The following is a 24,724-nucleotide window of genomic DNA, read 5'->3' as shown; positions in this document are numbered from 1 at the left end:
CAGACCTGATCATCGTGACGGCGCAGCACCACACCCCGCCCGCGGGTTTCACCGGCGACGCGAACCCCTACGTCGGCGGCGACCCGTACGCGGACTACCGCACCGCCGACTTCCCCTTCACCCAGTACGCCGACCTCGCCGACCGCAGGCTCGGCGCCGGTGTGATCGCCGCCAACGACGAGTTCTTCGCCCACCGGGAGAACCTGCTGGTGCCCGAGCGCGCCGAGTTCGACCCCGAGCACTTCGGGCACAAGGGCAAGGTCATGGACGGCTGGGAGACGCGCCGCCGGCGGGGAGCCTCGGTCGAGCACCCCTGGCCGACGGCCGACGACCACGACTGGGCGTTGATCCGCCTCGGCGCGCCGGGGGTGATCCGGGGGATCGTCGTCGACACGGCCCACTTCCGCGGCAACTACCCGCAGGCGGTGTCCGTCGAGGGCGCCTGCGTGGCCGGTTCCCCGTCCCCGGAGGAACTGCTCGCCGACGACGTGAAGTGGACGACCCTGGTCCCGCGCACCCCCGTCGGCGGTCACGCCGCCAACGGCTTCACGGTCTCCGTCGAGCAGCGCTTCACCCACCTCCGGCTGAACCAGCACCCCGACGGCGGGATCGCCCGCCTCCGGGTGCACGGCGAGGTCGTGCCGGACCCGGCCTGGCTGGCCGCCCTCGGCACCTTCGACGTGGTCGCCCTGGAGAACGGCGGCCGGGCCGAGGACGCCTCCAACCTCTTCTACTCGCCCGCCACCAACACCATCCAGCCCGGCCGCGCCCGGGTGATGCACGAGTGCTGGGAGACACGGCGCCGCCGCGACCGGGGCAACGACTGGATCCGCTACCGTCTCGCCGCCCAGTCCGAGATCCGCGCCCTGGAGATCGACACGGCCTACCTCAAGGGCAACGCGGCCGGCTGGGCCACGGTCTCGGTGAAGGACGGAGAGGACGGTGAGTGGACGGAGATCCTCCCCCGCACCCGCCTCCAGCCCGACACCAACCACCGCTTCGTCCTCCCGGCCCCGGCCCGGGCCACCCACGCCCGCGTCGACATCTACCCCGACGGCGGCATCTCCCGCCTCCGCCTCTTCGGCTCCCTGACGGAACAGGGCAGCACCCACCTGTCGACCCGCCACCAGGAACTGGGCGGCTAGGCAGGGCCCTTGAGGGGGCGCGGAGAACATCACGCCGGGCCCCTACGGCGCCGACCGGACCGCCGCGTCGCCCCGATGCGCCGTCTCGACGTGTTGTCCCTCATGCGTTGCCCCGATGTGCCGTCCGCCGATGAGTTGCGGCCCCCGGCGCGGTCTGCCCTGATGACAGGAGACCCGCATCGAAAGCAGGTACCGCCATGGGCAAGCTCACCCTCACCTCCTTCGTCACCCTCGACGGCGTCCACCAGGCCCCCGGCGGCCCCGACGAGGACCGCCGCGACGGTTTCGAGCACGGCGGCTGGAGCGTCCCGTACGGGGACGAGGACTTCGGACGGTTCATCGACGGTGTCTTCGGCCGCGTCGGCGCCTTCCTGCTGGGCCGCAGGACGTACGAGATCTTCGCCGCCCACTGGCCGAAGGTCACCGACCCGGGCGACCCGGTCGCGGCGAAGCTCAACTCCCTGCCGAAGTACCTGGTTTCGCACACCGTGACCCACCCGGAGTGGTCCGGCACGACCGTGCTCTCCGGTGACCTCGCCAAGGAGGTCACCGCCCTCAAGGAGGCCACCGACGGCGAGGTCCAGGTCCACGGCAGCGGGCACCTCGCCCAGTCGCTGCTCGCCCTCGACCTGGTCGACACCGTGCACCTGCTGACGTTCCCCGTCGTCCTCGGCACCGGCCGCCGCCTGTTCGCCGAGGGGGCCCTGCCGACCGCGTTCCGCCACGCCGGAGGCAGCATCACGAGCACCGGCGTCTCGATCCAGAGCTACGACCGGGTGGGGCGTCCCGCATACGGCTCGTACGCGCTCCCGGAGAACGCCTGACCTGCGGCGGACCTGCCCGCGGTCGACGCTGTGAAGACCTCGGGCAGCCCCGTCGGTTCCGGTTAACTCCCGGAAAACTTACCGGACGTGCCGGGAAAATCATGGAACTTGTCATTGACATGTCACTGTCTACGCGCGTCATCATGAGGCCATGAGATTCCCCCCACGAGCATCACGCATCGGAGCGGCGGCCGCCCTCCTGTCCGCCCTCCTCGTCGGCGGCACCGTCACCGCCACCCCGGCGGCCGCGGCGGTCGGCAGCATCTGCTACAGCGACCTGCCGTCGCAGGCGTACACCACGCTCAACCTGATCGCGCGCGGCGGCCCCTACCCGTACGCGCAGGACGGCAGCGTCTTCCAGAACCGGGAGCGCATCCTGCCGTCGCGGTCCACCGGCTACTACCACGAGTACACGGTGAAGACCCCGGGCTCCTCCACCCGCGGCGCTCGCCGCATCGTCACCGGCCAGCAGAACGAGGAGGACTACTACACCGCCGACCACTACGCGTCCTTCGACCTGGTCGACTACGACTGCTGACCAGGTCAGGCCGGGCACACCCGCTCGGCCGTCCGTCCTCCCCCCACCGGACGGACAGCCGGGCGGGTGCCGGTCACCTGGACGCCACCAGGACACTCACCCGGACACTCACCCGGACCTACGGCTCTCCGCCGCTGCGAACAGGGCGATCGCCAGGACGATCAGCGCGATGCTCACATAGATCTCGTACCCGTCCAGGGTGCTCCACCGCTGAGTCACCCCCCACCTCAGCTTGCCGGTGAGTTCGTACACCAGGCCGCCGGTGCCCTGCAGCAGGGCGATGAACCCGAGAAACTCCAACAACTGCTTCATGTCCAGGATCCTCGCCCCGCGGTCCCCCCACCTTCATCGGCCGCGGGGCGAGGATCCCGCGCCACGAGTACCGGTCCGTGGCGCGGCGGGCAGCCGAAGGTCGACGACGCCACGACTTTGGTCGCGATCACCTCCGCAGGGGAGGTGGCCGAGGCCGGCTGTGCATAGATTTGTCGACCGTGAGTGCTGACGAGCCGGTACCCGAGCCCCCGACCTTCCCGGGGCGGAGCTGGCTGTTGCCGTCGGCCCTCCTCGACTCCGACGACGCCCCCGGCGACGGCCGCCCGGCCCGGCCGCCCAAGCGCACCGCACGGGACTGGGCCGTCGACTTCACCTGCTTCCTGCTGGCCGTGTTCATCGGTCTCCTGGGCGCGGACACCGTCAGGAAAGAGACCGACCTGCCGCAGGCCTTCGCCGTGTTCGACCAGGTGCTGGGCGCGCTCGCCTGCGGCGCCGTCTGGCTGCGCAGACGCCGGCCGGTCGGCCTCGCCGTGGCGATGGTCCCGGTCTGTTTCGTGTCGAACACCGCGGGCGGCGCCGGTCTGGTCGCGTTGTTCACCCTCACCGTGCACCGGCCCTTCCGGTACGTGGCCTGGATCGGCGGCGTGTCCCTCCTGCTGACCCCGCTGTTCTTCTGGCTGCGCCCCGACCCCGACGTCGACTACCCGTGGGCGGTCTTCGCCGCCGTGCTCCTCACCGCCGCGATCGTCGGCTGGGGCATGTTCGTGCGCTCCAAACGGCAGCTCATGCTGAGCTTCCGGGACCGCGCCCGACGTGCCGAGACCGAGGCGGCACTCCGGGCCGAACAGGCGCAACGGCTCGCCCGGGAGGCCATCGCGCGCGAGATGCACGACGTCCTGGCACACCGTTTGACCCTGCTGAGCGTGCACGCGGGCGCGCTGGAGTTCCGGCCCGACGCGCCACGGGCCGAGATCGTCCGCGCGGCGGGCGTCATCCGGGAGAGCGCCCACGAGGCGCTGCAGGACCTGCGGGAGATCATCGGGGTGCTCCGCGCGGGCGAACCCGAGGACGCGGGGCGCCCCCAGCCGACGCTGGCCGCCCTCGACACCCTCGTCTCGGAGTGCCGTGAGGCCGGGACCAAGGTCGTCCTCGACCAGCACGTCACCGACCGCGCCGCCGTCCCCACCTCCGTCGGCCGCACCGCCTACCGCATCGTCCAGGAGTGCCTGACCAACGCCCGCAAGCACGCCCCCGGCGCCGAGGTCACCGTCACCGTCACGGGCGCCCCGGGCGACGGACTCACCGTCCTCGTACGCAACCCCGCGCCCCCGGGAGAGGTCCCGCCGGTGCCCGGCTCCGGCCAGGGCCTCATCGGCCTCACCGAACGCGCCACACTGGCCGGGGGTCGCCTGGACCACGGCCCCGAGGAGAGCGGCGGCTTCACGGTGCGGGCCTGGCTGCCCTGGGACTGACCCCGGGCACCGCCTTCGACCGCAGGACCCTGTCGACCACCCCGGGCACCGCCTTCGCACGGAACACCCTTATCGGGGTGCGCCACGCCATCTCGTCCCCCATGATGGCCAGTTGAGGAACGCCCGGTGCGTCTGTGGAGGGGACAGCGGAGTGAGTTTCGGGGGACGCGATCCATACCAGCCACCCTGGCCACCACCGGCCGGAGGCCCGTACCCGCCGCCTCACCCGCACCTCCCGCCCTATCCTCCGCATGGTCCGCCGTATCCCCCTTACGGCCCGCCGCCCACCCTCGTGCGGCGGCTGCGGGAGGACGAGTGGCCGCCGCTCGGGGAGTTCCTCAAGGGGCTCCGCCTGCACGGCTGCCTCTGGGCGCTGGCGGCGATGTGCGCGTGGCCGGTGGTGGTCGGTCTGCTGGTGGGCTACCCACTCGCCCGCTCGGCCCGCCGGCCCGCCCGGCGCATCTTTCCCTCCCGCTCCCGTCACCGTGCCCCGGACGACGACGTGACGCGGGTGCAGCGCAGACGCGCCTGGACGGCCACCCTCATGTCACTGCTGATCCTCGCCGTGTACGGCAAGCCCGAGGACGTCGACCAGGCGCAGCAGCAGTTCATGATGCGGCTGACCGTCAGCCCCTGGCTGCTGCTCCTGAGCGCGCCCGTGGTCGTCGCGGCCCTGTTCCGCTGGTCATCGCCCGGCGCGCGCCGGGCCATGCGCGCCCCGCTGCGCACCGCCGGGAAATCCGCCCTGTGGTACGTCGGCGCCTTCACGGCGGTCCCGCTCCTCGGCGGGGCGATCTACTACGCGCGCACCCGCCTGGAGCAGGACATGAACCTGTGGGCGCCCCTCGCACTCCTCGTCCCGCTGCTCTGGGTGCTGCTCTTCATCGTCTTCGCCACCGGACCCGCCGTCCGCAGCGCCTTCAACACCGCCGATGTGCACCCCGCGCTCCCCGCGCTGCTCACCGGCGCCCTGGTGTGGGAGTTCTCCGCCATCAACCTGGCCGTCGGCGGACTGCCGCCGGGTCCGCCCCTGGTCCAGCTCGCCGCTCTCGTCGGCGGCCCGGCCTCGGTCACGGCCGTCGCGTGGTGGGAGATCCACCGGCTGCGCGTCCGCCACGGCGTACGACTGCGCGCCTGACGGACGGACGTCTCGGCCCTGGCCCCGGTCAGGCCGTGCGCGGCACCACGCGCTGCCCCACCGACCCGTACACCCACGCCGACGCCTCGTCGATGAAGTCCCCGGGGAAGCCCAGGCGGAAGTCGGTGGTCTCCTCCAGCCGGGCCAGGATCTCCTCCGGGAGGACCAGCCGGGCGGCGCCCAGATTGTCCATCAGCTGTTCGACGCGGCGGGCACCCAGCACGGGGTGCACGGCGGGGGAGTGGGCCATCGTCCAGGCGATGGCCACCTGGGCCGGGGTGGCGCCGAGTTTGTCCGCCGCGCCCTGCACCGCCTCCGCCACCGCGCGCTCGCGCGCGCCGACCGCCTCGGCCGACAGCCGGGTCGCGGTGCCCGGCGTCACCCCGCCCGGGCGGGTGTACTTGCCGGACAGCACACCGTTCTGCAGCGGGCTCCACGCCGCGACCGACATGCCGAACGCCTCCGCCATCGGCAGCAGCTCCCGCTCGATGTCCCGGTTGAGCAGGCTGTACGGCACCTGAAGCGCCGACAGCGGGGACCAACCCCGCCATTCGGCAAGGGTGTTGGCGCGCGCCACCACCCATGCCGGGGCGTCCGAGATGCCGACGTACAGCACCTTCCCGGACCGTACGGCGTCGTCGAGGGCGCGCATCGTCTCCTCGACCGGGGTGTTGCGGTCCCAGATGTGCACCCAGTAGAGGTCGATGTAGTCCGTCCCGAGGCGCCGCAGGCTCGTCTCCAGGGAGAGCGCGAGGTTCTTGCGGTGGTTGCCCGCGGCGTTGGGGTCGGTGCCGTCACGGGAGACGGTGTACTTGGTGGACAGCACGAACCGGTCGCGCCGGCCCTTGAGCAGCTCGCCGACGATCCGCTCGCTCTCCCCGCCCCGGTAGTTGACCGCCGTGTCGATCACATTGCCGCCGGCCTCCGCGTACACGTCGAGGATCCGCGCGCACTCCTGCGGAGGCGCCCCCACCCCGCCCTGCTCCCCGAACGTCATGGCGCCCAGGAACAGCTCGGAGACCCGCAGCCCCGACCGGCCCAGGAGTCGGTAACGCACCCAAAACCTCCGTCAGTTGAATGCCGTACCGGCCGACAGTAACGGGTCCGAACGCGCCGACGCGGCGGTCGGGGCGAAGCGCCCTACGGTAGTGCTCCATGACCGACATCCGAACGGTGGGCCGATGACCGCGATCCGACTGCTCCTCGTCGACGACGACCCCCTCGTGCGTACCGGCCTCTCGCTCATGCTGGGCGGCGCCGACGACATCGAGATCGTCGGCGAGGGCGCCGACGGCCACGAAGTGGAGGCCCTCGTCGACCGTACGCGCCCCGATGTCGTCCTCATGGACATCCGGATGCCGACCGTCGACGGTCTCTCGGCCACCGAGCGGCTGCGCGCCCGCCCGGACGCGCCCGAGGTCGTCGTCCTCACCACCTTCCACGCCGACGACCAGGTCCTGCGCGCCCTACGGGCCGGCGCCGCCGGGTTCGTCCTCAAGGACACCGCGCCCGCCGAGATCGTCGACGCGGTACGGCGGGTCGCGGCCGGCGAGCCCGTGCTCTCGCCCGCCGTCACCCGCCAGCTCATGGCCCACGCCGCGGGCGGCGCCCCCGACACCCGCCGCACCACCGCCCGTTCCCGGGTCGCCGCCCTCAACGACCGGGAACGGGAGGTCGCCGTCGCCGTCGGCCGTGGCGCCTCCAACGCGGAGATCGCCGCCGAACTCTTCCTGAGCGTCGCCACCGTCAAGACCCACGTCTCCCGCGTCCTCGCCAAACTCGACCTCAACAACCGTGTGCAGATCGCCCTGTTGACCTACGACGCGGGGCTGCTGGAGGACGACGGGCACTCCTGAGCGACCACGGGCGTTGGACGGGTCGAGGGGGAGCCATGGGACATCAGCACGTGATCGATCTCGCGGAGTACGGACCGGGGTTCACCGAGAACCCCCATCCCGTCTACGCCGAACTGCGGGCGCGCGGCCCCGTCCACCGGGTCAGGCTCCCCGAGCCCGACGCGCACCACGAGGTCTGGCTGGTCGTCGGGTACGAGGAGGCCCGGGCGGCGCTCGCCGACCCCCGACTGTCGAAGGACGGCTCGAAGATCGGGGTGACCTTCCTCGACGAGGAGCTGATCGGCAAGTATCTGCTGGTCGCCGACCCGCCCCAGCACACCCGGCTGCGCGGACTGATCGCCCGGGAGTTCACCGGACGCCGGGTCGAGCGGCTGCGGCCGAGGATCCAGGAGATCACCGACGCCCTGCTGGACGAGATGGTGCCGCGGGGCCGCGCCGACCTGGTCGAGTCGTTCGCGTACCCGCTGCCCCTCACCGTCATCTGCGAACTGCTCGGCGTGCCCGAGATGGACCGGGCGGCCTTCCGCAAGCTGTCCACGGAGGCGGTGGCACCCACCAGCGGGGAGAGCGAGTACGCGGCCTTCGTCCAACTCGCCGCGTACCTGGAGGAGTTGGTCGAGGACAAGCGATGCTCGCCGCCCGCCGACGATCTGCTGAGCGCGCTGATCCGGACGACCGACGAGGACGGGGACCGCCTGTCACCCGGCGAGCTGCGCGGCATGGCCTTCATCCTCCTGATCGCCGGCCACGAGACCACGGTGAACCTCATCACCGGCGCCGTCCACGCGCTCCTCGCCCACCCCGGGCAACTCGCCGAGGTACGGGCCGACCTGAGCCTCGTGGACGCGGTCGTGGAGGAGACCCTGCGCTACGAGGGGCCGGTGGAGAACGCGACGTTCCGTTTCGCCGCCGAGCCGTTGGAGATAGGCGGGACTGTCGTCCCGGCGGGGGATTCGGTGCTGATCGGGCTGGCCGCCGCCGACCGTGACGGCGCCCGGTACGCCGGTCCCGACCGCTTCGACATCCACCGTGACACTCGGGGGCACCTCGCGTTCGGGCATGGCATCCACTTCTGTCTGGGTGCGGCTCTGGCGCGGCTGGAGGCCGGGGTCGCGCTTCGGGCCCTGCTGCGGCGGTGTCCGGACCTCGCGTCGGACGGTCCGCCGGGGGAGTGGCTGCCGGGGATGCTGATACGGGGGGTGCGGAGTCTGCCGCTGCGGTGGTGAGGCGTTTGCTCGCCCCCGCCGGACCCGCACCCGACGACGCACCCCCGGCCGTGTGCCTACTCCCGGCCGCCAGGGATCTCGCCCAGGTTGACCGGACGGTGCTCCCGCCGGGACAGCTCGCACGCCTCGGCCACCCGCAGGGCCTGCAGTGCCTCACGCCCGTCGCACGGGTTCGCCCGCTCACCGCGCACCACTTCCACGAACGCGGCGATCTCGGCCTCGTACGCGGCGGCGAACCGCTCCAGGAACCCGGTCCACGGCTTGTCCGCCGGCGGCGGCCCGCTCGGCTCCGTGGACGCGACCGGCGTACGGTCGTCCAGCCCGACCACCACCGTGTCCAGCTCCCCGGCCAGCTCCAGCCGCACGTCGTACCCGGCCCCGTTCACCCGCGCCGCCGTGGCCGTGACGAGCGTGCCGTCCTCTAGCGTCAGCACGGCGGCGGCCGTGTCGAGGTCGTGCGCCTCCCGGAACATCGGGTGCCCGACATCCGACCCGGTCGCGTAGACCGTGGCGACCTCGCGCCCCGTCACCCACCGCACGATGTCGAAGTCATGGATCAGGGTGTCCCGGTAGATCCCGCCGGACACCGGCAGATACTCCGGAGGCGGCGGCGTCTGGTCGGCCGTCAGCGCCCGTACGGTGTGCAGCCGACCGAGCCGGCCCGCCCGCACCGCCTCGCGCGCCGTGACATAGCCCGAGTCGAAACGCCGCTGGAATCCCATCTGCAGCACCGTCCCAGCCGCGTCGACCTCGGCCAGCGCGCTTAAGGTGCCCGGCAGGTCCACGGCGATGGGTTTCTCGCAGAAGACCGGCAGTCCCGAGCGTGCTGCCCGACCGATCAGTTCGCCGTGGGCCGACGTCGCGGCCGTTATCACCACGGCGTCCACCCCCCAGGTGAAGATCTCGTCCACGCCCGGCGCCACCGTCTCGCCGAGGCGATCCGCGAGGTCATGGGCCCGAGCCGTATCGACGTCAGTGATGATCAGAGAGCCGACATCACGGTGGCGGCTGAGGGTGGTCGCGTGAAACGTCCCGATGCGACCCGCCCCGATGAGTCCGATGCGCATGGGAAACAAAGTGGGGTCGTACCTGCCGCTCTGTCAATGGTTTGTCCGGACAACCGAACTACGCAACTTCCCGTCAACCAGCACCGGGGCTACGCTCGGCCCGTGCCGAAACCAGAAGTGGATCCGACCGTGTCGCTCCAGCTCAGCGTCGACCGCAGCAGCCCGGTCCCGCTCTACTTCCAGCTGTCCCAGCAGCTGGAGGCCGCGATCGAGCACGGCGAGTTGACCCCCGGCAGTCTGCTGGGCAACGAGATCGAGCTGGCCGCACGCCTCGGCCTGTCCCGCCCGACCGTCCGCCAGGCCATCCAGTCCCTGGTCGACAAGGGCCTGCTGGTACGCCGCCGAGGCGTGGGCACCCAGGTCGTCCACAGCCAGGTCAAACGCCCCCTGGAACTGAGCAGCCTCTACGACGACCTGGAGGCCGCGGGCCAGCGCCCGGCCACCCGCGTCCTGGTCAACACCACCGTCACGGCCTCCGCCGAGGTCGCCGCCGCCCTGGCCGTCGCCGAGGGCAGCGAAGTCCACCGCATCGAGCGACTCCGTCTGGCCCACGGCGAACCCATGGCCTACCTCTGCAACTACCTCCCCACCGACCTCCTCGACCTCGATTCCCCCCAGCTGGAGGCCACCGGTCTCTACCGCCTCATGCGCACCGCCGGCATCACCCTCCACAGCGCCCGCCAGACCATCGGCGCGAGATCGGCGACCCCGGACGAGGCCGACCGCCTCGGAGAACCGGAGAACGCGCCCTTGCTCACCATGCAGCGCACGACGTTCGACGACACGGGCCGAGCCGTCGAATACGGCACCCACATCTACCGGGCCTCCCGCTATTCGTTCGACTTCCAACTGCTGGTGAGGACGTAGGAGCTGTGAAAGCACGGGGCGCAGCCCCTGCTTTCACAGGGGCGCGGGGAACTGCGCGAGAAACCGCCACCGGCCCCGCACCCGAAAAACAACCCATGGCACCCCCCGCCCCCACGCCGCACCAAGCGGAGCGCTAAGGCAGAATCGGCCCGATGAGCACTTACCGCGACTTCACCCACCGCGGCTCCGCGCGGGCCACCGTCCTGCGGACCGTGGGAACGCGCGAGCGCCGCTCCCACCTGACGGCACCCCGCGTCCCCACCGTCGGCATCGACATCGGCGGCACGAAGGTGATGGCGGGCGTCGTGGACGCCGACGGCAACATCCTGGAGAAGCTCCGCACGGAGACCCCGGACAAGTCGAAGAGCCCCCAGGTCGTCGAGGACACCATCACGGAACTGGTCCTGGACCTCTCGGACCGGCACGATGTGCACGCCGTCGGCATCGGCGCCGCCGGCTGGGTGGACGCGGACCGCAACCGCGTGCTGTTCGCCCCCCACCTGTCCTGGCGCAACGAACCCCTGCGTGACCGCCTCGCCGGCCGCCTGGCCGTGCCGGTCCTGGTCGACAACGACGCCAACGCCGCCGCCTGGGCCGAGTGGCGTTTCGGCGCCGGCCGCGACGAGGACCACCTGGTCATGATCACGCTCGGTACCGGCATCGGCGGCGCGATCCTGGAGGACGGGCAGGTCAAGCGCGGCAAGTTCGGCGTCGCGGGCGAGTTCGGCCATATGCAGGTCGTGCCCGGCGGCCACCGCTGCCCGTGCGGCAACCGCGGCTGCTGGGAGCAGTACAGCTCCGGGAACGCCCTGGTCAGAGAGGCCCGCGAACTCGCGGCGGCCGACTCCCCGGTGGCGTACGGGATCATCGAGCACGTCAAGGGGAACATCGGCGACATCACCGGCCCGATGATCACCGAGCTGGCCCGCGAGGGCGACGCCATGTGCATCGAGCTGCTCCAGGACATCGGCCAGTGGCTCGGCGTCGGTATCGCCAACCTGGCCGCCGCCCTCGACCCGTCCTGCTTCGTCATCGGCGGCGGTGTCTCCGCCGCCGACGACCTGCTGATCGGCCCGGCCCGGGACGCCTTCCGCCGTCATCTCACCGGCCGCGGCTACCGCCCCGAGGCCCGGATCGCCCGCGCCCAGCTCGGGCCCGAGGCCGGCATGGTGGGCGCCGCCGACCTCGCCCGACTCGTCGCCCGCCGCTTCCGTCGCGCCAACCGGCGCAGAGTCGAGCGGTACGAGCGCTACGCGCGGTACGTGGAGGCCCGTCGCACCACCCAGGACTCCGCGTGAGCGGCTCGGTGCCCCACCAGGGCTCCTCTCCGGAGGAACCGGAACGGCCCGCCGAGGGCCGCCGCCACAAGATCCGCCGCCGGGCCCTCACCCTGGCGATCATCGTGGTGCTCATCGGCGTACCGGCCGGCTATCTGGTGATCTCCGCCAACCAGAGCCGCGACAGCGGCAAGGACAAGGAGAAGAAGTACTCGGCGACCGGCCTCACCGCCCACTGGCCCTCCCGGGTCCAGCAGCGCCTCTACCAGGTGCCGATCCCGCCGTACTCCAAGCACGTCGCGTACTACGAGACGAACAACTGGAAGACCAGCCGCCTCTACGTGCAGTTCTATACGAGCAACGAGGGCCTGGAGAGCTTCCTCAACCAGATCGGCGCCGGCACCGGTGACCTGGTCGAGGACAAGGCCGCGATCAACGCCCGCGACCGGGGCATCGTCGGCTGGGACTTCGCCGGCACCGGTCCCTGGTACGGCCTCGTCAACGACCAGAAGAACCCCGCGCCCACCCACGACATCGTCGTGAACCGGTCCAACCCGGACCATCCGATGGTGTACGTGGTGTCGCGAACCGTGCCCTGACCTGCTCGGACCTGCTCGGAAACCGCAGCGGGCGGGCTCCCCGCCCGCTCGCCGCGGCCCATTGTCAGACCCCGCCCGTAGAGTCGGAGGCAGCTGATCGAGTCGAAGGCGGCTGATCGGAGCCGGACCGGAGACGGCTCATCCGACGAGGGGCGGGAGGTGACCGGACGCATGCGGGACATGGCTGTCCCCGAGGCCGACACGGCCGCGGCCGCGCGTATGCCCGCGACCGGGCATACACCCGCGCCAGAGGGGACGTCCGCACCTGCCGGGACGTCCGCACCTGCCGGGACGTCTCTGTCCCCGCGCGCGTCCGTGCCTGCGGGGGCTTCCGTACACCCGCGCGCGTCCGTATCTCCGGGGGCGTCCGTGGCTGCGGGGCAGTCCGTCCCCGTCCGGCTGGCCGCTGTCTTCCTCCCCGCCCCGCTGCCCCGGCACAGCAGGTTCGCGTTCTGGGACCCGGCGGGCGGTGAGCCGCCACCGGGTGCCGCCGAGGACCTCATCGTCGTACGACCCCACGGCTCGGGCGCCCGCAGGGGCACCGTCCCCGCCCTGTCCCTGCCGGTCGGCGAGGCTCTTCCCCTGCTCACCCGCGCCCGCCGCGACCCCGCCGCCCACCCCGCCACGGCCTGCTGGGGCGCGGCCGCGCTGCACGCGCTGCGGCTGGTCGCCCGAGGGCGGCTGCTGCCCGGACTGACCGCCGAGGGGTACGACGCGTGGCGGGCGGGCCCCCTGGACCCGGACGACGTCGCCCACCTCAGGGCCGTCGCCGCGGCCCTGCCGTACGAGGGCCACGCCGTGCCACTGCCCGGCAAGGGACCGCTCCGGCTGCCCGAGCCGGAGGCCCTGATGCGGTCCTTCCTGGACGCGGTCGCCGACACGCTCCCGCGCGGCCCGGCCGCGCCGTACGTCTCCGGGAAACCCTTCGCGGCGCACACCGGACAGCGCCTGCCGCACGCGCGCGACTGGGCCGCCGAGGTCGCCGCCGGCATGGACGCGGGCGTACGTATCTCCCTGCGCCTGGACCTCTCGGCGTACGACCTCTTCGACGACGCCGAACGGGCCCCGCGGGCGGGCGCGGCCGTCGTCCAGGTGCACAGCCTCGCCGACCCCACCCTCGTCGTCGACGCGGCGGCCCTGTGGGCGGGCGACGCGGACGCGGCCTTCGGGCCCCGGGCCCGCGTGGACGCCGCCCTCGCCGTCCGCCGTGCCGCCCGAGTCTGGCCGCCCCTGGACCGTCTTGGCGAACAGGACGTCCCCGATGTCCTCGCCCTCTCCGAGGACGAACTGTCGGACCTGCTGGGCGTCGCCGCGACCAGGCTCGGCGCGGCGGGCGTCGCGGTGCACTGGCCCCGGGACCTGGCCCACGACCTCAGCGCCCGCGCCGAGGTGCGCCCCGCGCCCGGCTCCGCCACGGACGGCACCGGCTTCTTCGAGAGCGAGGAACTGCTGCGGTTCCGCTGGCAGTTGGCGCTCGGCGGCGACCCGCTCACCGAATCCGAGATGGACATCCTCGCCGAGGCCCACCGCCCGATCGTCCGCCTCCGCGACCAGTGGGTCCTCGTCGACCCGGCCCTCGTCCGCAAGGCCCGCAAACGCGAACTGGGCCTCCTCGACCCGGTGGACGCCCTGTCCGTGGCCCTCACCGGCCAGGCGGAGGTCGACGGCGAGGTGGTGGAGGCGGTGCCGGTCGGGGCACTGGCGGCTCTCCGCGACCGTCTGACGGCCGGCGTCGGCCCGGTCGAACCGCCGCCGGGCCTCGCGGCCACCCTCCGCGACTACCAACTCCGGGGCCTGGCCTGGCTGGACCTCATGACCTCCCTCGGTCTCGGCGGCTGCCTCGCCGACGACATGGGGCTCGGCAAGACGATCACCGTCATCGCCCTGCATCTGCGCCGGGCCCGTCCCGAACCCACGTTGGTCGTCTGCCCCGCCTCGCTGCTGGGCAACTGGCAGCGGGAGATCACCCGCTTCGCCCCCGGCGTCCCCGTCCGCCGCTTCCACGGCACCGACCGCTCCCTGGACGCCCTCGGCGGCGGTTTCGTCCTCACCACCTACGGCACCATGCGCTCGGCCGCCCCGCACCTGGTCGACCAGCACTGGGGCATGGTCGTCGCCGACGAGGCCCAGCACGTCAAGAACCCCTACTCGGCGACGGCTAAGGCCCTGCGCACGATCCCGACGCCCGCGCGCGTGGCGCTCACCGGCACCCCGGTCGAGAACAACCTCTCCGAGCTCTGGGCCCTCCTCGACTGGACGACCCCGGGACTCCTCGGCCCGCTCAAGTCCTTCCGGGCCCGGCACGCCCGCGCCGTGGAGAACGGCGAGGACCAGGAGGCGGTCACCCGTCTCGCCCGTCTGGTCCGGCCCTTCCTCCTGCGCCGCAAGAAGTCGGACCCGGGCATCGTGCCCGAGCTCCCGCCGAAGACCGAGACGGACCACCCCGTCCCCCTCACCCGCGAACAGGCCGCCCTGTACGAGGCCGTCGTCCGCGAGTCGATGCTCGCCATCGAGACGGCGGAGGGCATCGCCCGCCGGGGCCTCGTCCTGAAGCTCCTGGGGGCCCTGAAGCAGATCTGCGACCATCCGGCGCTGTATCTGAAGGAGGAGCCCGGCGCCGCCACCGGCGACCGCTTCGCCGCCCGCTCCGGCAAACTGGCCCTGCTGGACGAGCTGTTGGACACGCTGCTCGCCGAGGACGGCTCGGCGCTGGTCTTCACCCAGTACGTCGGCATGGCCCGGCTGATCACCGCCCACCTCGCCGCCCGCGCGGTCCCGGTCGAACTGCTCCACGGCGGTACGCCGGTCAAGGACCGCGAACACATGGTGGACCGTTTCCAGAGCGGGGCGACACCGGTCCTCGTCCTGTCCCTGAAAGCGGCGGGCACCGGCCTCAACCTCACCCGCGCGGGCCATGTCGTCCACTTCGACCGCTGGTGGAACCCGGCCGTGGAGGAGCAGGCCACCGACCGCGCCTACCGCATCGGCCAGACCCAGCCCGTCCAGGTCCACCGCCTCATCACCGAGGGCACCATCGAGGACCGCATCGCCGAGATGCTGGAATCCAAGCGCGCACTCTCCGACGCCATCCTCGGCTCGGGCGAGGCGGCTCTCACGGAGCTGACCGACCGGGAGCTGACGGACCTGGTGTCATTGCGGAGGTCGTCGTGAGCGGGGCAGACGTGAGCGGGGCGGAGGGGACACCCGAGGGTACGGAGGGCGCCCGCCCCGCCGACGCCGCCCGCCGCGCGTTGCGCGCCGCGCGGGATCCGGGGGCGGACGTGGAAGGACGTGTGCTTCCGGAAACCGGGCCCGGCACCGGCGCCGGTGCGGTGAAGCGTCGGCCGACCGGGGAGGCCGGGGGTGCGCGCCCGGGGGACGCGGCCCGGGAGGCGCTGCGGAGGGCGTCGGAGTCCAGGACGCCAACTCCTGACTCAGGGCGCCGAGTTGCGGGACCTGGCGAGAACTCGGCGAAACGGACACCTGCGGAAGCGCGAGCCGAAGAGGGCGGTACCGCGCCGGGCGACGAGAGCGAGGAGCAGGCGGAGGGGGCGAAGCGGGAGCAGAGCGCGGACCGGGAGACGAGTGGGAGACAGCGGGCGAGCGACCGCCGGGAGGGGAACGACCGGCAGGAGACGAGTGACCAGCGTGGGACACGTGACCAGCGTGGGACACGTGATCGGCGTGAGACAAGTGACCCGCGTGGGACGAGTGAGAGGCGCGCGCCCGGTGCCCGTCCCGGTGACATCGCCCGGGAGGCCCTGAGGGCCGCACGGGGCGCGGCCGAGCGCGCCCGCCTGGCGGCGGAGGAGGCTTCCGCCGAGCAAGTGGGCCGGGGGAGCGGCCGGGGCTCACGGCCGACCGTCGGTCCGCCCGATGGCCTGCGGGAGGCGCGGGGTGGGATCGGCGACGGGGCTGCGGCGCGGGACCGCGCGGGGCGTGACCCGGGAGCCTCTTCGGTGGGCCGGATGCCCGGAGCACCCCGCCGAGACCGCGTAGCTGCCGATCGCGCCCGCGCTGTGCGGGAACTGCTCGCCGACGCCTTCAAGATGCCCGCCGACGACGTCCAGGAGGCGGGCGGCGCGGAGACGACGGGCGCGGCGGGGGTCGTGGCCTGGGCACCGCATCACCGACCTGGCGTGACGGAGGGCGAACCGGCACGGACGACCACGTCCGGACTCGCGGCCGACGCCACGACGGACGGGGGCGTCACGGGAGCTGCGAGAGCCACGGACGGAGCGGCCACGTGGGCGAGCGACGGGGTGACCACGGGAGGAGCGTCCGGCGACGGGGCGGACGTCCCCCAGGCCGCCCCGCGTGTCCCCCAGACCATGGCCGCGCCCTCGCGGGACGGCGAACTGCGGCGCACCTTCCGCCCGTTCCCGCCGCGCGCCTCCGCCGGCGAGGCGTTCGCGGCGAGCTGGTGGGGCAACGCGTGGGTGGCGGCGCTGGAGGAGGGCGCGTTGGACGCGGCCCGGCTGGCGCGCGGGCGGGCGTACGCCGACAAGGGGCACGTCGACGCGATCACCGTGACGCCGGGGCTGGTGCTGGCGTACGTGCACGGCAGCAGGCCCCGACCGTACCGGGTGCAGCTCCGCCTGCGGACGCTGGACGACACCGAATGGGACCGCTTCCTGGACGCGGCGGCGGAACAACCGGCCCACATCGCCGCGCTGCTGGACAAGGAACTACCCCCCGGCCTGGCCGAACCCGGAGCCGGACCCGGACCCGCACCTGACCGGGGCCTGCGTCTCCTCCCCGGCGCCGGGGAGCTCGACCCCCGATGCAGTTGCCCCGACTTCGGGCACCCCTGCAAGCATGCGGCGGCGCTCTGCTACCAGACGGCGCGGCTGCTGGACGAGGACCCGTTCGTGCTGTTGCTGCTGCGGGGCCGGGGCGAGCGGGAGTTGCTCGACGCGTTGTCACGGCGGAACGCGGCCCGTGCGGCGCGCGCCGCGCAGGAGCAGGAACCCGCGCCGCTTCCGGGTGTGCGGGCCCGTGACGCCCTCGCCCCGCGCACCCTCCCGCCGTTGCCCGCCCCGCCACCCCCGCCCCCGCACCCGGAACAGCCGCCGGTCTACCCGGGCGCGCCCGGCGGCCCCGACCCGTTCGCGTTGGACCAACTGGCGACCGACGCGGCGGCCCGCGCACACGCGCTGCTCACCACGGGACGCGACCCGGTGGCCGAACTGACGCTGTGGCAGGACGCGGTACGGCTCGCCGCCGCCCGCCCCGGCTCCGGTCTCACCGCCACCACCCGCGCCCTCTACTCCTCGCTGGCCGCCGCCACCGGTCGTACCCCTGCCGACCTGGCCCGCGCGGTCGCCGCCTGGCGGCAGGGCGGTCTCGAAGGGCTGGCCGTCCTGGAGGAGCCCTGGGACCCGCCGGCCGGCCGCTTCGACCGCGCCCGCCCCCTGCTGCTGGCCGCGGACCTCCCGGCCTTCCGCCCCTGGCGCAACCACCTCACCCACCCCCACGGCCACCTCCAGCTCCGCCTCGGCCGCGACGGCCTCTGGTACGCGTACGAGTCCGAACCGGGCCACGACGACTGGTGGCCGAGAGGCACCCCGGACCTCGACCCGGTAGGCGCCCTGACCGGCCTGGGCACCCCGGACGACTGACAGGGCCGCCCCGCCCTGTGACGGCAGGCACCCCCGCCGAGAACACCGTCGCCTTCCGGCCTCGACGCGCATGAGGAGTCGTTCCTTTCAGCCAGTGACCGGGGCGGGGGCCGCTGCCTGATCGGTGCGGACAGCCTCCTCCGGCTGGTGGCGGCGGCGGAGCGTCAGCGTCAGGAGCGCCAGGGCCACGAGGAGCGGGATCAGGATGAAACCGTGCACGTGGATGCTGTGGGTGAACGCGTCACGTGCGGTCTCGGTCAGCGTGGCCCCCTGCGTGCCGGGCAGCCGCTGCGCGGCCTCCAGCGCACCCGCGAGCGTCTCGTGGGCGGATCCGGCGAGGTCGGACGGTATCCCCTTGGGCATGTGGTCGGTCATGTACCCGCCGTAGACGGCGGTGGCGACACTACCCAGGATCGCGATGCCCAGTGCGCCGCCGAGCTCCCGGCCCGTCTCGGATATGGCCGACGCGGCCCCGGCGCGCTCCGGCGGCGCGGCCCCCACGACCAAACCGGTACCCAGGGCCATGAACGGCGTCAGACCGGCGAACAGCAGGACCGACCCGGCCACCAGGACACCTGGACTCCGGTCCACCTGGGTGAGCATGACCGGCCCGAGGACGGCGAAGGCCGCTCCCGCGCTCATGAGCACCGCCGGATGGAACCGGGCGGCCAGACCGGACACCCACAGCGCCACGACGGTCCCGCTCACCGCGCTGGGCAGCTGCCACAGCCCCGCTTCCAAGGGGCTCAGATCCAGCACCAGTTGGAGGTACTGGGAGGTGAGCAGGCTTGTGCCGAAGAGCAGCACGCCGACCACCACCATGCCTCCGGCCGAGACCGCGAAGGAGGGGATGCGGAAGAGGCCCAGATCGAGCAGCGGCGAGGCGAGCCGTCGCTGGCGGCGCACGAACGCCGCGCCGATCACCAGTCCGACGGCGATGAAGCCCAGAGAGGACACCCCGAAACCGTCGACGGCCAGGCTCTTGATCCCGTACACGATCGCGAGCGGGGTCAACAGGGACATCGTCACACTGATCAGGTCCAGCCGACCGGAGTCACCGGAGCGGAACTCGGGCATGAGGAACGGGCCCGTGGCGAGCAGCAGTGCCATGGTCGGCACGGCGACCAGGAAGACCGCCCCCCACCAGAAGAAGTGGAGCAGTGTCCCGCCGACGAGGGGGCCGAGCGCCCCGCCGCCCATGAAGCTCATCATCCAGATCGTGATGGCGAGCGAGCGCTGTCCCGGATCCCGGAACATGTTCCGAATGACCGAGAGCGAGGACGGCGCCAGCGCGGCGGCGGCCACGCCCTGCACGGCGCGGGCGGCGATGAGCATGCCGGCGCTGGTGGAGTAGGCGGCGAACACCGAGGCGGCGGTGAAGGCCACGGCACCCGTCAGCAGGACCCGCCGGTGCCCGAGCCGGTCGCCCAAGGTGCCCATGGTGATCAGGGCGCCCGCGACCATGAACCCGTAGATGTCGGTGATCCACAGCAGTTGGCTCGCGCTGGGATCCAGATCCCTGCTGAGGGTCGGCAGCGCCAGGTACAGCACCGACATGTTCATCATGACCAGAACGGCCGGAACACTCAGCACGGCGAGGGCGATCCACTCACGGGCGCCGGCCCGCTCCGGTGGCTCGGGAGCCCGGGAACTCATCGGGTACCGCCGTTCCGTCCGCCGGGAACGAGCAGCGTCTTGCCGACGGTGAAGCGGTTCTCGATCGCCGCGTGGGCCGCGGCGGCCTCGGAGAGCGGGTAGGTCTGGCCCACGATCGGCCGCAGTTTTCTGTCCGCTGCGAGCTGCAGCGCCTCTCCGATCAGGACGTGGGCCTCGGCCGGGCTCGGCGCCGAGAACAGTCCGAGCACACGGATCGACCGCTCGTCCAACTGCCGCGCATCCAGGTCGGCGTCCGCGCCGCTGGCCATGCCGTACACGCTGATCCGGCCGCCCGGGCCCAGCGCTCCGGCGGCGTCGGTGCCGATCGCCCCACCGACACCGTCGAACACGACATCGAGCGCGCCGTCGGCCACGTGCCGGACCAGCTGGAGCCAGTCGGGCTCGGAGTAGTCCACGAAGACACCGCCCAGCGAGGTGATCAGTTCGGCCTTGTGGGCGCCGCGGGCCGCACCGATCACTCGCGCGCCCGCGGCCGCCGCCAGCTGGACGAGAAGACTGCCCACACCCCCGGCGGCCGCCTCGACCAGGACGCGCTCACCCGGTTTGATCTCCGCCTGCTTGAACAGCAGCAGCGCCGTGCGGCCGTCGGCCAGCAGTGCGACCGCGTCCTTGAGGTCCACGCCCGCGGGGACGGCCACCGTCTCCTCGGCCCGTGCCAGGGCGAGTTCGGCGTACCCGCCCTCTCCGCCGGTGGTGGTCACCACGACCGTGCCGGTCAGGGCGGGGTCCACATCGGGACCGACGGCGACGACACGGCCGCCCACGCCGTTGCCGGGCACCCGGGGCAACGGCGGCTTGCCGAAGGGGCCGTTGTCGGAACCGCCAGTGATACGGCGAAGCACCGACGGGATGCGGTAGCTGTCCAGCGGGGGGTCGCAAGCACGACTCCGTCGAGACCGCTGCGGTGATCGCTGGTTCAGCACAGCACCGCCGACCAGGCGCGAGCTCGTCAGTGCCAGGCCAGTCGCTCGCGTTCGGTGGCGTCCCCTCGGAGAGACAACCCACCGCTGACGCAGGCCCTCGGGCGGTCGGCGGGGGAGCCGTGATGGAGCGCCGACACGCCGGGGCGAACTGCTGGGGACGCCTCCTGAAGGCGACCTTGCGGGCAGCCGCGTAGGTGCTTTCTGCCCCGGCGGTCCGGGGTGCCGCTGACGACACCGCTCTTTCGAAACATCGCACCCGAGTGAAGCAATATCTGTTCCCGCGAGGTGAGAGTTTGACGGATCATGCAGGAAGAGTTTTTGCTGCAATGGGCGGAGTGGAATTAGGTAACGCCCGCAGACCGTTCCGGCGTGCTACTGTCGATCTCAGTTGCAGTTGTGGTTCCCAAAACTTCAAGTGCCCTCGGCCCGGCTTCTGTGGGTCGGGAGCACTTTTGTAAATCCGGTCATTTTCCGGGCGGGGCAATCATCGCGGCGACACGGTGTCCGTACGGTGCGGATTCCGATGTACTGCCCCAAAGGAGATATGACATGGCTGCTGGTACCGTGAAGTGGTTCAACGCGGAAAAGGGCTTCGGCTTCATCGAGCAGGACGGTGGCGGCGCGGACGTGTTCGCCCACTACTCGAACATTGCCGCGCAGGGCTTCCGTGAGCTGCTCGAAGGTCAGAAGGTCACCTTCGACATCGCGCAGGGCCAGAAGGGCCCGACGGCCGAGAACATCGTTCCCGCCTGACGCTCACGCACAATCCGTAGCTGGGGCCCGCATCCTTCGGGGTGCGGGCCCCAGCTGCACGCATCTCCCGCAGCGGTTTCACCCGCGGGACGACGTGGAGATCCACAGTTCCACCGCGCGCAGCTGCTCCTCCAGGATGCAGGAGCATCCTGGAGAGCTGCACAGCAGCCGACGCTCGGATCTCAAGTCCCCATCGCGTGACTAATTCGAGCATCTGCGCTCCCGGATATATCTCCCGGCCAGATCTACTTTCATTTGCCGCCGGTCCATACTCGTAATTCTCTATGCTGCTCATCGGCGCGTGAATTCCTTGATATGTGCCACATCGAGGAAGGCTCCGCATGAACCGCGCCTACACGAACGACCGCCCCGCCCGCGCCCGTAATGGCAGTGCCGACGCCGGAAGGGGTGGCAGCCGCTTCGGCTCGCAGGCACCGCGCCGTTCGGGCGGGTCGGCCCGCTCCGGCGGGTACGGCCGTAGGCCCGCCGTGGTGCAGGGTGAGTTCGCGCTTCCCAAAACGATCACCCCCGCGCTGCCCGCCGTCGAGGGCTTCGCCGATCTCGCCATGCCTGAACAACTGCTGACCGAACTCGGCAAGCAGGGTGTGACCGCACCGTTCCCGATCCAGGGAGCGACGCTGCCGAACTCCTTGGCGGGCCGTGACGTCCTGGGCCGTGGGCGCACCGGTTCCGGCAAGACCCTCGCCTTCGGCCTCGCCCTGCTCGCCCGCACCGCTGGACAGCGTGCCGAGCCCCGTCAGCCGCTGGGGCTGATCCTCGTACCGACGCGTGAGCTGGCGCAGCAGGTGACCGGCGCGCTCACTCCGTACGCCCGCTCCGTCAAGCTGAGGCTGGCCACGGTGGTGGGCGGGATGTCCATCGGCAAGCAGGCCGGCGCGCTGCGCGGCGGGGCCGAAGTCGTCGTCGCGACCCCGGGTCGACTCAAGGACCTCATCGACCGTGGCGCCTGCCGGCTGAACCACGTCGGCATCACCGTGCTGGACGAGGCCGACCAGATGGCCGACATGGGCTTCATGCCCCAGGTCACCGCGCTGCTCGACCAGGTGCGTCCGGAGGGGCAGCGGATGCTGTTCTCCGCCACCCTGGACCGTAACGTCGACCTGCTGGTGCGCCGCTATCTGACCGACCCCGTCGTGCATTCGGTCGACCCCTCGGCCGGTGCGGTCACCACGATGGAGCACCACGTCCTGCACGTCCACGGCGCCGACAAGCACGCCACCACGACCGAGATCGCCGCCCGCGACGGCCGCGTGATCATGTTCCTGGACACCAAGCACGCCGTCGACCGACTGACCCAGGACCTGCTCAACAGCGGGGTACGGGCCGCCGCGCTGCACGGCGGCAAGTCGCAGCCGCAACGTACCCGCACCCTGGCGCAGTTCAAGACGGGGCACGTCACCGTACTGGTCGCGACCAATGTCGCGGCGCGCGGCATCCACGTCGACAACCTCGACCTCGTCGTCAACGTCGATCCGCCGACCGACCACAAGGACTACCTCCACCGCGGGGGCCGAACCGCGCGGGCCGGCGAGTCCGGCAGCGTCGTCACCCTCGTCACACCGAACCAGCGTCGAGGCATGGTCCGCCTGATGTCGGACGCCGGGATCCGACCGCAGACCACTCAGATCCGCTCGGGCGACGAGGCCCTGAACCGCATCACCGGAGCCCAGGCCCCGTCCGGCATCCCGGTCGTCATCACCGCACCGGTGGTCGAACGCCCCAAGCGCAGCGCCACCTCCCGAGGGCGACGCAGCCGCGCCTCGGGGACCCGGCGCGCGCCTGTGCGCCAGTCTGTCGTCGGCGCGGTGGCCTAGGCCCTTCGTGATCAGGAATCTGGCCCATCTCTGCAGGAGGCACCTTTGACGCTGATTCAGACGCAGCCCCGCCCCGACGATGTCAACCCCGTGCACAGGCCGGTGGCTGAGGTCATGGACGCGGCCGGACCGCAGGTCTGTGACGACATGAGCGTCGAGGTGGCGTTGGCCGTCATGGCCGCCGCACGCACGGGCCGGCTCGTCGTCTGCGACCAGGACAGCCAGTGCACCGGCCTGGTCACCCACACCGAACTCGTCGCCGTCCGCGACCGCTCCGACTACACGGACCGCGTCCGCCTGCGTGACATCCTCGGCGACCACGGCTCGTTCACCTCACCCGTGACCACGATGGCCGAGGCCGAGCACGCGATGCGCACCCGCCGGCTCGGTGTCCTGCCGGTGGTCGACGAGCAAGGCAGCGCTCTGGGCGTCTTCGCCCTCTCCCGCTGAAACGCCCACCTCCCGGTCGGACCGTTCTCCCCTTCTCCCTGTGAGGCCACATGCGCTGCGTCATCGCCCGCTTCCCCTTCGAGCTCACCAAGGGTGGCGTGCTGGAATCGATGAAGGGCGTCAAGCCGGAACCGGTCACCGGCGAGTCCGTGACCATCGGCCGCCGCCACTATCCCGTCAAGCAGGTCGGCCAGGTCGTCACCCGCCAGGACCGCCGTGACTTCAGCACCGCCGAGGTCCTCCGGGCCATGGCGCAGCTCGGCTTCACTTGCCGCGCCCTCCCCAAGGCCGCGCCTGTGGGCATCCTCGGCTTGCAGCACGCCTCCGCGATGCTCGGCAGCCCTCCCGTGACGGTCTGACCGGGTAAACAGGCACGACATCTGACCAGCGGTGTGGGCCCGACCGGTACGCCGGTCGGGCCCACACCGCTGGTCAGCGGGTTCCCGCCGCCGTCGCCCAGTGGTCGAAATAGCTGAAGTCGCCCACGCTCCAGGCGCTGACGTCCTCGATCGCAACGCGGTACATCCCGCCCGTCTCCGGGATCCCCACCGTGCCCTGCAGGATCCGAGCGACAGGGGAGTGCGGATGCGTGGGCGGCCCGTCCTCCTTCACGGGGGCGTCGAAGACGGCAGCGAACTCGCCCAAGTGGGCGGAATCTCCCAGCACATCCGACACCCTCTGCCTCCACCCCCTTCGGCAGCCAGCCGGCCGGTGATGCAGCGCCACCCGTGACCACGGTCAGGGACATGGAAGGCGCTCACGGTCTTCAGGTCAGGGGTGCGCATGCGCGGCACGGTCATCGTGTTCATCAGGGTTGCCCTGGTCTCCGTTTTCGGCGGCCCGACGGTCTGCTGACGTCGCGGGCCGCGCCGGTCGAGTAGGCGGCCCATCCGTTGCGATGCCGCCGGCTGGGCGAGCACGAGAGAGTGGCCGCGGGACGAGGGGCGGATCGCCGGCAGGGCACTGACGCGGCAGCAGGAACGTCAGCCTGCGGAACGCGGCACCTGCGCGCACGCTTCCACGAGCTGCTCAATCATCCTGAGCGTTACGGGCGGCGCAGTCCTCGCGCCGGGCCCGTCACCGGACGACCTGCGGGGCGTAACGGATGGAAACGTCCGTCCCGGCCGCTGGTCTCCGTCACGAGATGCCCAGGGGCGGCGGGCCGGTGCCCGCCGACGGTAGC

21 protein-coding genes and 1 pseudogene are annotated in these 24,724 nt (G+C 72.1%); 16 read left to right on the top strand and 6 right to left on the bottom strand.

The features are described 5' to 3' along the window. Nucleotides 1-14 precede the first annotated feature (14 nt). The 3 genes from alc to PUR53_RS27575 all read left to right on the top strand — a co-directional run bounded on the left by alc (nt 15) and on the right by PUR53_RS27575 (nt 2,507). Entirely contained in the window at nt 15-1,145 is a 1,131-nt protein-coding gene (gene alc / locus PUR53_RS27585) for an allantoicase (RefSeq protein ID WP_329910002.1), read from the top strand. A gap of 197 nt (nt 1,146-1,342) precedes the next feature. After that, a complete protein-coding gene (locus PUR53_RS27580) occupies nt 1,343-1,969 on the top strand; it encodes a dihydrofolate reductase family protein (protein WP_329895831.1) in 627 nt (208 codons plus the stop codon). Between the two features lie 151 nt (nt 1,970-2,120). After that, nucleotides 2,121-2,507 carry a ribonuclease domain-containing protein gene (locus PUR53_RS27575; RefSeq protein ID WP_045556480.1) on the top strand — a complete coding sequence of 129 codons (387 nt, stop codon included), beginning with the start codon at nt 2,121-2,123 and terminating at the stop codon, nt 2,505-2,507. A 108-nt stretch (nt 2,508-2,615) separates the two neighbouring features. On the opposite strand, the gene PUR53_RS27570 is transcribed toward PUR53_RS27575, so the two are convergent. Further along, complete coding sequence (locus PUR53_RS27570; protein ID WP_329895830.1) at nt 2,616-2,819, bottom strand: hypothetical protein; 204 nt, start codon at nt 2,817-2,819, stop codon at nt 2,616-2,618. Between the two features lie 179 nt (nt 2,820-2,998). On the opposite strand from PUR53_RS27570, the gene PUR53_RS27565 reads away from it, so the two are divergent. Then, nucleotides 2,999-4,252, top strand: coding sequence for a sensor histidine kinase (locus PUR53_RS27565; protein WP_329895829.1), 1,254 nt, complete (start codon nt 2,999-3,001; stop codon nt 4,250-4,252). Between the two features lie 292 nt (nt 4,253-4,544). Beyond that, nucleotides 4,545-5,390, top strand: a complete 846-nt coding sequence (locus PUR53_RS27560; RefSeq protein WP_329910001.1) for a hypothetical protein — start codon at nt 4,545-4,547, stop codon at nt 5,388-5,390. 28 nt (nt 5,391-5,418) lie between these two features. On the opposite strand, the gene PUR53_RS27555 is transcribed toward PUR53_RS27560, so the two are convergent. Next, nucleotides 5,419-6,447 (bottom strand): aldo/keto reductase, encoded by a 1,029-nt coding sequence (locus tag PUR53_RS27555; RefSeq protein WP_329909999.1) that lies wholly within the window; start codon nt 6,445-6,447, stop codon nt 5,419-5,421. Nucleotides 6,448-6,571: 124 nt separating this feature from the next. On the opposite strand from PUR53_RS27555, the gene PUR53_RS27550 reads away from it, so the two are divergent. Then, the gene (locus PUR53_RS27550) at nt 6,572-7,246 is read left to right on the top strand and encodes a response regulator transcription factor (RefSeq protein ID WP_329895826.1); all 675 of its coding nucleotides are present in this window, start codon (nt 6,572-6,574) and stop codon (nt 7,244-7,246) included. 35 nt (nt 7,247-7,281) lie between these two features. Beyond that, complete coding sequence (locus PUR53_RS27545; protein ID WP_329909997.1) at nt 7,282-8,472, top strand: cytochrome P450 family protein; 1,191 nt, start codon at nt 7,282-7,284, stop codon at nt 8,470-8,472. Between the two features lie 56 nt (nt 8,473-8,528). On the opposite strand, the gene PUR53_RS27540 is transcribed toward PUR53_RS27545, so the two are convergent. Continuing rightward, the gene (locus tag PUR53_RS27540; RefSeq protein ID WP_329895824.1) at nt 8,529-9,539 is read right to left on the bottom strand and encodes a Gfo/Idh/MocA family oxidoreductase; all 1,011 of its coding nucleotides are present in this window, start codon (nt 9,537-9,539) and stop codon (nt 8,529-8,531) included. 129 nt (nt 9,540-9,668) lie between these two features. Between PUR53_RS27540 and PUR53_RS27535 the strand changes: the two genes are divergently transcribed. The 5 genes from PUR53_RS27535 to PUR53_RS27515 all read left to right on the top strand — a co-directional run bounded on the left by PUR53_RS27535 (nt 9,669) and on the right by PUR53_RS27515 (nt 17,903). Continuing rightward, nucleotides 9,669-10,406, top strand: coding sequence for a GntR family transcriptional regulator (locus tag PUR53_RS27535; protein ID WP_329910026.1), 738 nt, complete (start codon nt 9,669-9,671; stop codon nt 10,404-10,406). Between the two features lie 152 nt (nt 10,407-10,558). After that, nucleotides 10,559-11,704 carry an ROK family glucokinase gene (locus tag PUR53_RS27530; RefSeq protein WP_152172533.1) on the top strand — a complete coding sequence of 382 codons (1,146 nt, stop codon included), beginning with the start codon at nt 10,559-10,561 and terminating at the stop codon, nt 11,702-11,704. Continuing rightward, nucleotides 11,701-12,282 (top strand): sugar kinase, encoded by a 582-nt coding sequence (locus tag PUR53_RS27525; RefSeq protein ID WP_329895823.1) that lies wholly within the window; start codon nt 11,701-11,703, stop codon nt 12,280-12,282. Before PUR53_RS27530 ends, PUR53_RS27525 begins: the two co-directional genes overlap by 4 nt. 219 nt (nt 12,283-12,501) lie before the next feature. Further along, on the top strand, nt 12,502-15,453 hold the full coding sequence (locus PUR53_RS27520; RefSeq protein ID WP_443080368.1) for an SNF2-related protein: 2,952 nt from the start codon (nt 12,502-12,504) through the stop codon (nt 15,451-15,453). 797 nt (nt 15,454-16,250) lie between these two features. Further along, nucleotides 16,251-17,903 (top strand): SWIM zinc finger family protein, encoded by a 1,653-nt coding sequence (locus tag PUR53_RS27515; RefSeq protein WP_329909991.1) that lies wholly within the window; start codon nt 16,251-16,253, stop codon nt 17,901-17,903. A gap of 87 nt (nt 17,904-17,990) precedes the next feature. Here the strand turns inward: PUR53_RS27515 and PUR53_RS27510 are convergent, their stop codons facing one another. Both PUR53_RS27510 and PUR53_RS27505 read right to left on the bottom strand, forming a co-directional pair. Continuing rightward, complete coding sequence (locus PUR53_RS27510; RefSeq protein WP_329909989.1) at nt 17,991-19,559, bottom strand: MFS transporter; 1,569 nt, start codon at nt 19,557-19,559, stop codon at nt 17,991-17,993. Continuing rightward, a complete protein-coding gene (locus PUR53_RS27505) occupies nt 19,556-20,422 on the bottom strand; it encodes a zinc-binding dehydrogenase (protein ID WP_329895819.1) in 867 nt (288 codons plus the stop codon). Before PUR53_RS27505 ends, PUR53_RS27510 begins: the two co-directional genes overlap by 4 nt. 630 nt (nt 20,423-21,052) lie before the next feature. Between PUR53_RS27505 and PUR53_RS27500 the strand changes: the two genes are divergently transcribed. The 4 genes from PUR53_RS27500 (at nt 21,053) to PUR53_RS27485 (ending at nt 23,900) form a co-directional block, all read left to right on the top strand. After that, complete coding sequence (locus PUR53_RS27500) at nt 21,053-21,256, top strand: cold-shock protein (RefSeq protein ID WP_023586116.1); 204 nt, start codon at nt 21,053-21,055, stop codon at nt 21,254-21,256. Nucleotides 21,257-21,597: 341 nt separating this feature from the next. Then, nucleotides 21,598-23,091: a DEAD/DEAH box helicase gene (locus tag PUR53_RS27495; RefSeq protein ID WP_329895818.1), complete on the top strand. Its 1,494-nt coding sequence runs from the start codon at nt 21,598-21,600 to the stop codon at nt 23,089-23,091. Between the two features lie 45 nt (nt 23,092-23,136). After that, entirely contained in the window at nt 23,137-23,541 is a 405-nt protein-coding gene (locus tag PUR53_RS27490; protein ID WP_329895817.1) for a CBS domain-containing protein, read from the top strand. Nucleotides 23,542-23,591: 50 nt separating this feature from the next. Next, the gene (locus PUR53_RS27485; RefSeq protein ID WP_329909987.1) at nt 23,592-23,900 is read left to right on the top strand and encodes an SCO5918 family protein; all 309 of its coding nucleotides are present in this window, start codon (nt 23,592-23,594) and stop codon (nt 23,898-23,900) included. A gap of 73 nt (nt 23,901-23,973) precedes the next feature. Here PUR53_RS27485 and PUR53_RS27480 read toward each other — a convergent pair. Next, nucleotides 23,974-24,289, bottom strand: a pseudogene (locus PUR53_RS27480) (hypothetical protein). Nucleotides 24,290-24,724: the final 435 nt, after the last annotated feature.

The organism is Streptomyces sp. SP18BB07, from assembly GCF_036322545.1.
Classification (GTDB): domain Bacteria; phylum Actinomycetota; class Actinomycetes; order Streptomycetales; family Streptomycetaceae; genus Streptomyces; species Streptomyces deccanensis.
The sequence above is the reverse complement of the archived record's forward strand: the minus strand, read 5'-3'. Positions and strand labels throughout refer to the sequence as shown.